Here is an 11,375-nt window from a genome sequence, read left to right as displayed (position 1 = left end):
GGCGCCGCTGCGACTCAGACTGCGCCACCGCCGCCCGTGTTCGTGCCGTCGTACTTCCCGAGTCCGCGCTGCGCCGCGATGAGCTCGGTGTCGGTACCGTCGTGCATCACTGCGGCGTTGTCGGCGGCGAGAGCCTTCATCTTCGGGGAGCGGCGCGTCTTGATCTCGGCCCACTTGGCGATGCCGGAGAGGATCAGACACATGATGATGTAGATGCCACCGATGATGAGTGCTGACTGCAGGATCGGGCGTCCCGGCTGGGAACTGAGCAGCTTGGCGTAGTAGAGCAGCTCCTGATAAGTGATGATGAATCCGAGCGCCGTGTCCTTCATCACGACGACCAGCTGGGCGACGATCACCGGAAGCATGGCCCGCACGGCCTGCGGCAGCAGAATCAGCCTCATGACCCCGCTCTTGCGCAGACCGATCGCATAGCCCGCCTCCCCCTGACCACGGGGCAGCGATTCGATGCCGGCGCGCAGCGCCTCGGCGAGCACGGATCCGTTGTAGGCCATCAGCGCGAAGACCACGGCCCAGTAGGGTTCGACCTTCACACCGAGAGTCGGCAGACCGTAGTACAGGATCATCATCAGGACGAGCACCGGAATGGCGCGGAAGACCTCGGTGATCACGGTCACCGGCACCCGCACCCAGGCGTGGTCCGACATGCGCCCGATGGCGAGCACGAACCCGAGCGCAAGGCTCAGCACGGCGGCCAGCGCGAAGGCGCGCAGGGTGTTCAGCAGCATCTGGCCGATCGAAGACCACACAGCGGTGTAGGTGAAGACGTTCCACTTCGCGGCGCTGAACTGGTTGGTCAGTGAGAGCCGCCAGACGAGGAACGCGATCACGGCGACGACCACGACGATCGTCGCGATCGTGAGGATCATGTTGCGACGACGGGCACGGGGGCCGGGGACGTCGAAGAGCACAGACGTCATCGTGCGATCCTCCATCGGTTCTCGAGCGTTCGCTGCAACCAGGTCAGCAGCATGACCAGAGCTACGAAGATGACCGCGACCCAGAGCAGGACCTCCATCGGGCTGCCCTGGCGCGTGTGCGAGTTGGAGATGGTGGACTGCAGCTGGGGAAGCACTGCGATGGAGAACCCGGCCGCGACGGTGGTGTTCTTCAGCAGCGCGATGAACACGCTCATCATCGGCGGCACCACCGATCGGAATGCCTGCGGCAGCACGACCTGCGTCATCACCTGCCCGAAGGGAAGTCCGATCGCTCTGGCTGCTTCGGCCTGACCGACCGGCACGGTGTTGATGCCGGCGCGCAGGGTCTCGGCGACGTATGTCGCGGTGTACACCCCGATCGCCAGGATGCCGAGCACGGTGTTCGACAGCGTCGGCAGCGCAAGTGCGCTGTATCCGAAGACGAAGAAGAAGAACACCAGCGTGAGCGGCGTATTGCGCACGAGGGTGACGTACGCGGTGCCGACCGCGCGCGCGACCGGAACCGGCGACACCCGCATCGCGCCGACGATGGTGCCCAGCACCAGCGCGATTATGCCTCCGAAGAAGAACACCAGCAGGGTGTACGTGATGCCCTCGCCCCACAGGTCGAGGTTGCCGAAGATGGCGTCCACGCGCCCTCCCCTTCTCAGATATCAGGTGAGGGACGGCCACTGGGGCCGCCCCTCATCATCCGATCGTCAGTCGACGGCCGGCTGCTCGACCTCGATGCCGGACTGGCCGAGCGTCGCGTCGAAGATCGCCTGCCACGTGTCGCCGCCATCGGTGAACAGCGTGTTGATGTGATCCAGCAGGGCTGTGTCGCCCTTCGGGATGCCGACGCCGTAGCGCTCCTCGGTGAACAGACCGTCGAGCACCTTCAGCTCGTCGGGGTTCTGCGCAGCGTAGCCGATCAGGATCGCCGCGTCGGTCGTGACCGCGTCCACCTTGCCGCTGATCAGATCCTCGACGCACTGCGAGTAGATGTCGTACTCCGCCGTCTCGATCTCAGGGAAGTTGTCCTTGATGTTCTGGATCGGCGTCGAACCGGTGGCCGAGCAGACCGTCATGCCATTGAAGTCCGAGACATCGTTCACCTCGGTCATCTCGCTGTCGGCTCCGACGAGGAAGCCCTGCCCTGTGACGAAGTACGGACCGGCGAAGTCGATCTGCTCCTTGCGCGAGTCGGTGATCGAGTACGTGCCGACGTAGTAGTCGATGTCGCCGTTCACGAGCGCCTGCTCGCGGTTCGCCGATGCGATCGGCTCGTAGGTGATGTCGCCCTCTTCGAAGCCGAGGGATGCGGCGATCCAGCGTGCGATCTCGATGTCGAAGCCGCTGCGCTCTCCGGTGGTGACGTCGAGGTAGCCGAGGTTGGGCTGGTCTTCCTTGACTCCGATGATCGGTCCGCCGCGCTCGACCATGGCGTCGAACGTGGGGCTGCCCTCGAGCTGGACGTCGGTTGCCACCTCGTATGCGGGCGCGTCGCCCTCTTCGCCGCCGTCGCCGCCGGGCGTCGTCGGGCTGCCGCTGTTGCAGGCGGTGAGGGCGAGCAGCGCGGTCGCCGCGATCCCGATTCCCGCCAGTGTCCGTGTGCGTCGCATGAGCGTCTCCTTCGTGTGCTGTGTGTGAGAGGAAAGGTCAGTGGGTGAGGAGCTTCGAGAGGAAGTCCTTGGCGCGGTCGCTCTTCGGGTTCGTGAAGAACTCCTCCGGGGTCGCCTCTTCGACGATCCTGCCGTCCGCCATGAACACCACGCGGTTCGCCGCCTTGCGGGCGAAGCCCATCTCGTGGGTGACGACGATCATCGTCATGCCCTCCTTGGCGAGCTGCACCATGACGTCGAGGACCTCGTTGATCATCTCGGGATCGAGCGCGCTGGTCGGCTCGTCGAAGAGCATGACCTTGGGCTGCATCGCGAGAGCGCGCGCGATCGCGACGCGCTGCTGCTGGCCGCCGGAGAGCTGCGCGGGCAGCTTCGACGCCTGCTGTGCGACGCCGACGCGCTCGAGGAGCGCCATCGCCTCTCTGTCGGCATCCGCCTTCTTCAGCCCGCGCACCTTGATGGGGCCCAGGGTCACGTTCTCGAGGATCGTGAGGTGGGCGAAGAGGTTGAACGACTGGAAGACCATCCCGACGTCGGCGCGCAGGTGAGCGAGCTCTTTGCCTTCGGCCGGCAGCTCCTTGCCGTCGATCGTGATCGATCCGCTGGTGATCGTCTCGAGGCGGTTGATGGTGCGGCACAGCGTCGACTTGCCCGACCCGGACGGCCCGATCACGACGACGACCTCACCTCTGTGCACTGTCAGGTCAATATCGGCCAGGGCCTGGAACTCGCCGTAGTGCTTCTGAACGTTCTCCACCACGACAAGGGGTGCGCCAGTCTCGGTCATGTGCCCACACTAGAAGCACAGCGCGCCGGGAACCAGCATCCACACCCGCGGGTTACACAGTTGTAACCGAGCGGGCGCCGTCACCGGCCGTCGACGGCGCGCTGGGTGAAGGCGCTCTCGTAGAGGCAGACGCTCGCCGCCGTGGCGAGGTTGAGGGATTCTGCGCGTCCGAAGATCGGCAGTTTCAGCACGTGGTCGGCGAGATCCAGGGAACTCTGCTCGAGCCCGTGCGCCTCGTTGCCGAACAGCCACGCCGTGGGCTGGGACAGGATGCCATCCGCCCGGGCCTGCAGAAGATCGTCGCCCTTCACGTCCGCAGCGAGCACGGTGATCCCTGCCGCATGCGCGCGCCGCACCACGTCCTCAAGGTCCCCTCCGACCGAGACAGGCAGGTGGAACAGCGAGCCCGTCGTCGAGCGAACCACCTTGGGGTTGTACGGGTCGACCGTGCGGCCGGTGAGGACGACGGCATCGGCGCCGGCGGCATCCGCGGCCCTGATGATCGTCCCGAGGTTCCCCGGATCGCGCACCTCCTCGCAGATCGCGATGAGACGCGGGGACGCCGCGAAGATGTCGCGCACGGAGGTCGGGATCTGACGGGCGACGGCGATCACGCCCTGCGGGGTGACCGTATCGGCCATGGCGCCCAGTACGTACTCTGTGACGAACTCGAAGTCCACGCCGCGCGCGGTGGCGGCAGCACGCAGATCCGGATGCTTCTCCCACCCCGTCGGCGTCGCGAACAGTTCGACGACGGCATCCGGACGGTACGATAGCGCCTCGCGAACAGCCTGCGGACCCTCGAGCAGGAACAACCCGGTGTCCGTCCGCGCGCTGCGCTTCGTCAGCTTCGCGACGGCTCTGACACGCGGCGACCGCGGATTCTCCAGCACGGTTTCAGTCTAGAGGGATACCGGGATGGATCCCGGAGCGCGTTCAACCGGTGGCCTACATGGGGCGATCACGCAGTCTTCCCGAATAGAGTCCCGGCGTGCCGTCCATTTCCGCGCGATCAGCCACCAGGCGTCGGATCACCGTCGCCTGTCTCGCCGTGCTGACCGTCGCGGCAGGGCTCTGCGTGCATCGGTTCGGCTCCGGCATCCTCGGCGATGTGGCCGGCGACGCGCTCTACGCGACGCTCATCTACCTCGTAGTCGCCTTCATACTGCCGCGGCGCGCACGCTCGCTGTGCGCGGCGCTGGCGATCGTCTTCTGCAGCGTGATCGAGCTTCTGCAGCTCACCGACGCGCCCGCGAGGATGACGGGACTGTTTCCGCCGGCCGTGCTCGTGGTGGGATCGGGCTTCGACCGGCGCGATCTTCTCGTCTATGCGTTCGCCGTCGTCTTCGTGATGCTGCTGGACGCCCTGATCTCTCGGTCACTGCGACGTCGCGCGGCACTCAGGCCGTGAGAACGCAGGAACGGGCGCTCCCCCTGAGGGGAGCGCCCGTTCCGTGAAGGGATGCTTACGCAGCCGACTTCGGTGCGTTGACGTCCGAAGGCAGAGCCTTCTTGGCCGTCTCGACCAGCGACGTGAAGGTCGCCGGCTCGTTCACCGCGAGCTCGGCGAGCATACGGCGGTCGACCTGGACACCGGCGAGACCGAGGCCCTGGATGAAGCGGTTGTACGTGATGCCGTTCTGACGGGCAGCGGCGTTGATGCGCTGGATCCACAGGCGACGGAAGTCGCCCTTGCGCTTGCGGCGGTCACGGTACGAGTAGACCAGCGAGTGGATGACCTGCTCTTTGGCCTTGCGGTAGAGGCGCGAACGCTGACCGCGGTAACCGGAGGCGCGCTCGAGGATGACGCGACGCTTCTTGTGGGCGTTTACCGCCCGCTTGACTCTTGCCATTTTCCTGTGTTCCTATTCGTGCGTTCGGGCGCTCAGCGGCCGAGGAGCTTCTTGGCGACCTTGGTGTCGTTGGGCGACAGCACCTGGTCCTGGTTGAGGCGACGGGTACGGCGGCTCGACTTGTGCTCGAGGTTGTGGCGCATGCCGGCCTGCTGCTTCTTCAGCTTTCCGCTGCCGGTGATCTTGAAGCGCTTCTTGGCACCCGAGTGGGTCTTCTGCTTCGGCATCTTTTCTTCCTTCGTGTGGCGCCCTCTCAGGGCGACGTTGTCAACCCGCTCGATGCGGGAGTCTTCGGTGGCGGAGTTACTCCGCAGGCGATTCCTCGGACGAACTCGAACGCTTGGCGGCGCGCTGGGCGTCGCGGTTCGCGTTCTGCTCGGCCTTGGCCTCGGACTTGTTCTTCAGCGGCGCGACGACCATGACCATGTTTCGTCCGTCGATGGTCGGGTTCGACTCGACGGTGCCGAGCTCGGCGACGTCTTCGGCGAACTTGCGCAACAGTCGCACGCCCTGCTCGGGACGCGACTGCTCACGACCGCGGAACAGGATCATGGCCTTGACCTTGTCGCCGGCCTTGAGAAAGCCCTCGGCACGCTTGAGCTTGGTCGTGTAGTCGTGTGCTTCGATCTTCAGACGGAAGCGGACTTCCTTGAGGATCGTGTTCGCCTGGTTGCGGCGAGCTTCCTTCGCCTTCTGGGCAGCCTCGTACTTGAACTTGCCGTAGTCCATGATCTTGACCACTGGCGGCTTCGAGTTCGGGGCGACCTCGACGAGATCGAGGTCGGCTTCCTGCGCGAGGCGGAGGGCGACCTGGATGGCGACGACGCCGATCTGCTCACCCGCAGGGCCGACGAGGCGGACCTCGGGGACGCGGATGCGCTCATTGGTACGGGGATCGCTGATGCGGAACTCCTTAGACGATGGGATTCGGACGCTGCGACGCGCTCTGCGCCGCCTCGCGAAATCGGAGTCGTCATCCCACCCGCCGACATTCAGACGTCGGCTTCGCACCCTGATCATCGGACATCGTCCGATCTACCGGCGTGAACCGGCGGAGCGCAAGACCCGGTAGCCTGGAACGGCAAGCGCGGGTGGGAAGTGAATCCTCTTTCGATCCGGAACATTACGCTCCGGAGCCCGCCAAAGTCTAACAGAAGGCAAGGCGAAGTGACGATTCCGGCTCCCGACCATGGCCACGACGAGCGCAACGAGCGCTGGCAGCAGCAGGAGGAGGCCGCGTCATCGGCCACCCGTGACATCGCCGACGTCCCGGCCGTCGAGGTGATCACCACCACCGCCGTGCATCTGATGAGCGCCGCGGCCGTCAAGCTCGGCCTCGCCGACGATCCCGATTCTCAGCTTGACCTCGACGAGGCCCGCAAGCTCATCAACTCCCTCGCCGGTCTCATCACCGCAGGAGCGCCCGAGATCAGCGACATGCACGCGCGCTCGCTGCGCGACGGGCTGCGTTCGCTGCAGCTCGCGTTCCGCGAAGCATCCGCGATCCCCGACCCGATCGGCAAGGGCCCGGGCGAGAAATGGACCGGTCCGGTCAACTAGTCGGGTTCTCGGGCCCACGCCTTGACGTCGGCGCAAGAGACAGGAGTCAGGCGGCGCGGCGGAGTTTGACCGTCAGCGAGTCAGCGAGGACCGCGATGCGGTCGTCGGCGGCCCATCGCTGAGCGAGGCGCTGGAGCACGGCATCCAGCACGTCGCGCTCGAGACCGTCGATGAGTTCCAGGATCACGATCAGCTCGGGGCCGTGCAGGCGCGCATCCGGGTCGCCTGCGGCGACCGCGATGTCGATCACGGCGAGTTCGTGCGCGATGCTCGACTGCAGAGCGGTGTAGACCTCGGGCGAGAGGAAGCTCGGCTCCCAGTGCTGTTCCTGCGCGATCGCCCAGACCGCGGGGCGCCGGATGACGAACTCGGTGTCGCTCGTCGGATCCAGCACGATCAGGTCGGTCTGCTCGGACGTGGCAGACAGCGCGACGCGCACCGACTCGACCGGGATCGGCCGCGCCTTCTGGTCCCACTTCTGCATAGCCTCGACCGACGAGAACACCGGCTGCACCGTGCGTCCGTCGGGAGCGGCGACCGTGACGATCGACAGCTCCTGCGTCTTGTCGACGGCGAGGCCGGTCGGCCCCACGCCCTCTTCGCCCTTCTCGGCGATGAGCGGGATCAGCACACGAGCGGAGCGGAAGGCATCCACGACCTCGGTCTGACTGCCCTCCCCTGCACGGAAGCGCAGCAGGGCGGCGAGCAGCGCGGGGTCGGCGGAGCCGTCGTCAGCCGCGTGCGGGTTCGCTTCGAAGCTGCGCCCCTCCCACGGGACGCCGGCGGAATCGCCGTGGTCGCCGTGGTCGCAGGCGTCGTCAGTCGCCGGCGACATCCAGCGCCTCGGCCAGCGTGAACGCACCGGCGTAGAGAGCCTTGCCGACGATCGCACCCTCGACGCCGAGCGGCACGAGCTCACGAAGCGCGATGATGTCATCGAGGCTGGAGATGCCCCCGGAGGCGACCACGGGCTTCGGCGTGCGAGAGGTGATCTCGCGCAGCAGTTCGAGGTTCGGTCCGCGCAGGGTGCCGTCCTTGGTCACGTCGGTGACGACGTACCGGCTGCAGCCGGCGTCCTCGAGCCGAGCGAGCACTTCCCAGAGGTCGCCGCCCTCCTTCGTCCATCCGCGAGCGGCGAGCGTCGTACCGCGGACGTCCAGGCCCACGGCGACGGCCTCGCCGAAACGGCTGATCACGTCGGCGGCCCACTCCGGGTTCTCGAGCGCGGCGGTGCCGAGGTTGATCCTGGCTGCTCCGCTCTCCAGCGCCGCCTCGAGGCTGGCGTCGTCGCGGATGCCGCCGGAGAGCTCGATGTTGATGTCGCGGTGCTGCTTGATGACCTTGCGCAGGATCGCCGTGTTGCTGCCGCGCCCGAAGGCCGCGTCGAGGTCGACGAGGTGAATCCACTCCGCGCCCTGGTCGGCCCACTCGCCCGCGGCATCCAGCGGGTCGCCGTAACTGGTCTCGGAGCCCGCCTCTCCCTGGGTCAGGCGTACCGCCTTGCCGCCGGCGACATCGACCGCCGGGAGAAGAGTGAGCTTGGGAGTGGACGCGAAGTCGTTCATGTCATCCTCGGGTGTGTGGAGTGCGCCGAGAGCGGGCACGAGACCCGACACTAGTCCGCCTCCGTGCAGGGTTCAAAACGTCGTGGTCATCAGAGGCTGTCGACCCAGTTCCTCAGCAGGCGGATGCCGGCATCGCCCGACTTCTCGGGGTGGAACTGGGTGGCCGACAGCGGGCCGTTCTCGACCGCCGAAAGGAACGGCTCACCGTAGGTGGTCCACGTGAGCTTGGGCTTCGGGAACGGCGGGATGACGTCGAGCTCCCAGCTCTGCGCGGCGAAGGAGTGCACGAAGTAGAAGCGCTCGTCCTCGATGCCGCGGAACAGTACGCTGCCCTCGTCCGGCGCCACGGTGTTCCAGCCCATGTGCGGCAGCACGGGTGCGTTCAGCTCCATGACTGTTCCCGGCCATTCCGCGAGGCCGTCGACGTTCTGCCCGCGCTCGACGCCGTGCGAGAAGAGCACCTGCATGCCGACGCAAACGCCGAGAACGGGGCGGCCGCCTGCCAGGCGCCGATCGATGATCTCATCGCCGCCCTTCTCGAGGAGCGCCTCGCGCACCGCGGCGAATGCGCCCACGCCGGGAACCAGCAGTCCGTCGGCCTCGAGCGCCTCAGCACGGTCGCCGGAGAGCGTGGCGTCGGCGCCGGCGGCGATCAGCGCCTTGACCGCGGAGTGGACGTTGCCCGATCCGTAGTCGTAGACGACAACCTTCCGTGTCACAGCGCCCCCTTGGTGGACGGGATGCCGTCGACGAGCGGATCGAGGGCCTTGGCCTGGCGGAACGCTCGCGCGAAGGCCTTGAACTCGGCCTCGGCGATGTGGTGCGGGTCGCGTCCGCCGAGCACGCGGACGTGCACGGTGAGCCCAGCGTTGAACGCGATCGCCTCGAAGGCGTGGCGCACCAGCGACCCGGTGAAGTGACCGCCGATCAGGTGATGCTCGAAGCCCTCGGGCTCGCCGGTGTGCACGAGGTACGGCCGGCCGCTGATGTCGACGACGGCCTGTGCGAGCGCCTCGTCGAGCGGGACCAGCGCATCTCCGTACCGCGAGATGCCCGACTTGTCGCCGAGCGCCTCGAGGAGCGCCTGTCCGAGTACGATCGAGACGTCCTCGACCGTGTGGTGGGCGTCGATGTGCGTGTCGCCGGACGCCCGCACGGTCAGGTCGGTGAGCGAGTGCTTCGCGAACGCCGTCAGCATGTGATCGAAGAACGGCACCGACGTGTCGATGCGGCTCTGTCCCGTGCCGTCGAGGTTCAGCTCGATCTCGACAGTCGACTCGGAGGTGCTGCGGGTACGCGAAGCGGTGCGGGAAGCGCTCATGAGGCCGATTCTATCGAGGCCAGCGCATCCAGGAACGCCGTCGTCTCCGCCTCCGTGCCCGCCGTGACCCGCAGGTGGTTCGGAATGCCGACGTCACGCACGAGGATGCCGCGCTCGTACAGCGCTTCGAATGTCGCTCGAGGATCGGCGACGCCGCCGAACAGCACGAAGTTCGACCACGACTCGTGAGGCTGGTAGCCGAGAGCCTCGAGCGTCGCCGTGATGCGATCGCGCTGCGCGATGATCTCGTCGACCATGCCGAGCATGATGTCGGCGTTGCGCAGCGCCGCGATGGCAGCTGCCTGCGTCAGCGCGCTGAGGTGGTACGGCAGCCGCACGAGGCGCAGTGCGTCGATGAACGCCGGATCGGCAGCGAGATAGCCCACGCGCGCGCCGGCGAACGCGAACGCCTTGCTCATCGTGCGCGAGACGGCCAGGCGCGGGCGCCCGTCCAACAGCGTGAGGGCGGATGCCGCATCCCGCGGCGCGAACTCCTGGTACGCCTCGTCTACGACGACGATGCCACGAGCAGCCTCATAGACGGCCTCGACGATGTCGAGCCCGAGCGGGGTGCCTGTCGGGTTGTTCGGCGAGCACAGCATGACGATGTCGGCGTCGGCACGCTCGACCTGCGCGGCCGCCTCCTCCGCGGTGATCGTGTAGTCGGGCTCGCGCTCACCGGCGACCCATCGGGCCCCGGTCCCCTGCGCGATGAGGGGGTACATCGAATAGGTGGGCGCGAAGCCGAACACGGTGCGTCCGGGACCGCCGAACGCCTGCATGATGTGCTGCAGGACTTCGTTGGAGCCGTTGCCGGCCCAGATCTGCTCGGGCTCCAGTCCGTGGCCGAGATAGGCGGCGAACCCCTCACGCAGTGTCGTGAACTCGCGGTCGGGGTAGCGGTTCACTCCACGGAGGGCGACGGCGATGTCGTCGAGGATGTCGCTGGCGACCTCGTCGGGAACCGCGTGCGTGTTCTCGTTGACGTTGAGCGCAATCGGCAGCGGAGCCTGCGGTGCGCCGTAAGGTGTGAGCCCGCGAAGATCGTCGCGGAGGGGCAGGTCGCCGAGGGAAGCAGTCACCCTTCCCATGCTAACGGTGGGATCAGTGCGCGTACTCGGCGGGGATCGCCAGCTGCTGTCCCACCTGGAGCGAGCCGGTGCCCAGAGCGTTGAGGCGCTCGATGTCGCCGATCACCGCACGCGGGTCTGCCGTCGGAGCGAGCGACTCTGCGATCGACCACAGGGTGTCGCCGGGCAGGACCGTCACGGTCTCGAAGCTCGCCGTGGCGACCGCGTCGCCGGAGGCGATCGCGGAGCCCCCGCTGATCGCAGCGAAGGCGATGCCGCCGGCGAGAGGGAGCGCGGCGAGAGCGACCAGTACGCGTCGACCGCGGGAGGTCAGTCGAAGCCGGGTCGCGGGGCGAGCGGGGCGGACTGCTGGGGCGGTGATGCTGATGGTGCTCATGGGATTCTCCTCTGCCTCTTTGGCGTAGCGTTCGCATTCATCACTCGGCCGGGAGCGATGAATGCGAAGCTACGTACCGAATCTATATTCGAATTCGAACATCTGTCAAGACTTATTCGAAACGGGACCGGTCAATCACTCGACACGCTCGAACAGATCTTCCGAATCGGGCTGTTTCTCGGATACGGTTTCGATAACGCCACCCCACCACGGGCCACCGACATTCGAAGAGCAGCCCCGGAATCGCGCACGAAGGAGC

At 66.8% G+C, this 11,375-nt stretch carries 16 protein-coding genes; 2 read left to right on the top strand and 14 right to left on the bottom strand.

Annotation, left to right across the window (positions count from 1 at the left end):
• Nucleotides 1–14: 14 nt before the first annotated feature.
• From IM776_RS05765 to IM776_RS05745, 5 genes are all read right to left on the bottom strand, one after another.
• Nucleotides 15–941: an amino acid ABC transporter permease gene (locus tag IM776_RS05765; protein WP_194422042.1), complete on the bottom strand. Its 927-nt coding sequence runs from the start codon at nt 939–941 to the stop codon at nt 15–17.
• Nucleotides 938–1,594: an amino acid ABC transporter permease gene (locus tag IM776_RS05760; protein WP_147037571.1), complete on the bottom strand. Its 657-nt coding sequence runs from the start codon at nt 1,592–1,594 to the stop codon at nt 938–940. The genes IM776_RS05765 and IM776_RS05760 overlap by 4 nt, the downstream gene beginning before the upstream one ends.
• 66 nt (nt 1,595–1,660) lie before the next feature.
• A complete protein-coding gene (locus IM776_RS05755; RefSeq protein WP_194422041.1) occupies nt 1,661–2,563 on the bottom strand; it encodes a glutamate ABC transporter substrate-binding protein in 903 nt (300 codons plus the stop codon).
• A gap of 37 nt (nt 2,564–2,600) precedes the next feature.
• Complete coding sequence (locus IM776_RS05750; RefSeq protein WP_194422040.1) at nt 2,601–3,350, bottom strand: amino acid ABC transporter ATP-binding protein; 750 nt, start codon at nt 3,348–3,350, stop codon at nt 2,601–2,603.
• 80 nt (nt 3,351–3,430) lie between these two features.
• Nucleotides 3,431–4,243 carry a TrmH family RNA methyltransferase gene (locus tag IM776_RS05745; protein ID WP_194422039.1) on the bottom strand — a complete coding sequence of 271 codons (813 nt, stop codon included), beginning with the start codon at nt 4,241–4,243 and terminating at the stop codon, nt 3,431–3,433.
• Between the two features lie 98 nt (nt 4,244–4,341).
• Here IM776_RS05745 and IM776_RS05740 point away from each other — a divergent pair, with 98 nt between their 5' ends.
• The gene (locus IM776_RS05740; RefSeq protein ID WP_194422038.1) at nt 4,342–4,761 is read left to right on the top strand and encodes a ribosomal maturation YjgA family protein; all 420 of its coding nucleotides are present in this window, start codon (nt 4,342–4,344) and stop codon (nt 4,759–4,761) included.
• A gap of 55 nt (nt 4,762–4,816) precedes the next feature.
• On the opposite strand, the gene rplT is transcribed toward IM776_RS05740, so the two are convergent.
• From rplT to infC, 3 genes are all read right to left on the bottom strand, one after another.
• Nucleotides 4,817–5,203 (bottom strand): 50S ribosomal protein L20, encoded by a 387-nt coding sequence (gene rplT / locus IM776_RS05735; protein ID WP_147037566.1) that lies wholly within the window; start codon nt 5,201–5,203, stop codon nt 4,817–4,819.
• Between the two features lie 32 nt (nt 5,204–5,235).
• A complete protein-coding gene (gene rpmI, locus IM776_RS05730) occupies nt 5,236–5,430 on the bottom strand; it encodes a 50S ribosomal protein L35 (RefSeq protein WP_194422037.1) in 195 nt (64 codons plus the stop codon).
• 76 nt (nt 5,431–5,506) lie between these two features.
• Nucleotides 5,507–6,223 (bottom strand): translation initiation factor IF-3, encoded by a 717-nt coding sequence (gene infC, locus IM776_RS05725; protein ID WP_422730938.1) that lies wholly within the window; start codon nt 6,221–6,223, stop codon nt 5,507–5,509.
• Between the two features lie 147 nt (nt 6,224–6,370).
• On the opposite strand from infC, the gene IM776_RS05720 reads away from it, so the two are divergent.
• The gene (locus IM776_RS05720) at nt 6,371–6,763 is read left to right on the top strand and encodes a DUF1844 domain-containing protein (protein WP_194422036.1); all 393 of its coding nucleotides are present in this window, start codon (nt 6,371–6,373) and stop codon (nt 6,761–6,763) included.
• A gap of 46 nt (nt 6,764–6,809) precedes the next feature.
• On the opposite strand, the gene IM776_RS05715 is transcribed toward IM776_RS05720, so the two are convergent.
• The 6 genes from IM776_RS05715 to IM776_RS05690 all read right to left on the bottom strand — a co-directional run bounded on the left by IM776_RS05715 (nt 6,810) and on the right by IM776_RS05690 (nt 11,116).
• Nucleotides 6,810–7,598 carry an SseB family protein gene (locus IM776_RS05715; protein WP_194422035.1) on the bottom strand — a complete coding sequence of 263 codons (789 nt, stop codon included), beginning with the start codon at nt 7,596–7,598 and terminating at the stop codon, nt 6,810–6,812.
• Complete coding sequence (gene priA, locus IM776_RS05710) at nt 7,582–8,328, bottom strand: bifunctional 1-(5-phosphoribosyl)-5-((5-phosphoribosylamino)methylideneamino)imidazole-4-carboxamide isomerase/phosphoribosylanthranilate isomerase PriA (protein ID WP_194422034.1); 747 nt, start codon at nt 8,326–8,328, stop codon at nt 7,582–7,584. Before priA ends, IM776_RS05715 begins: the two co-directional genes overlap by 17 nt.
• Nucleotides 8,329–8,417: 89 nt before the next feature.
• Entirely contained in the window at nt 8,418–9,047 is a 630-nt protein-coding gene (hisH, locus tag IM776_RS05705; protein ID WP_194422033.1) for an imidazole glycerol phosphate synthase subunit HisH, read from the bottom strand.
• Entirely contained in the window at nt 9,044–9,649 is a 606-nt protein-coding gene (hisB, locus tag IM776_RS05700) for an imidazoleglycerol-phosphate dehydratase HisB (RefSeq protein WP_194422032.1), read from the bottom strand. Before hisB ends, hisH begins: the two co-directional genes overlap by 4 nt.
• Complete coding sequence (locus tag IM776_RS05695; protein WP_194422031.1) at nt 9,646–10,740, bottom strand: histidinol-phosphate transaminase; 1,095 nt, start codon at nt 10,738–10,740, stop codon at nt 9,646–9,648. Before IM776_RS05695 ends, hisB begins: the two co-directional genes overlap by 4 nt.
• 13 nt (nt 10,741–10,753) lie before the next feature.
• A complete protein-coding gene (locus tag IM776_RS05690; RefSeq protein WP_194422030.1) occupies nt 10,754–11,116 on the bottom strand; it encodes a LysM peptidoglycan-binding domain-containing protein in 363 nt (120 codons plus the stop codon).
• Nucleotides 11,117–11,375 lie beyond the last annotated feature (259 nt).

It is taken from the genome of Microbacterium abyssi, assembly GCF_015277895.1.
Lineage (GTDB): Bacteria > Actinomycetota > Actinomycetes > Actinomycetales > Microbacteriaceae > Microbacterium > Microbacterium abyssi.
The sequence above is the reverse complement of the archived record's forward strand: the minus strand, read 5'-3'. Positions and strand labels throughout refer to the sequence as shown.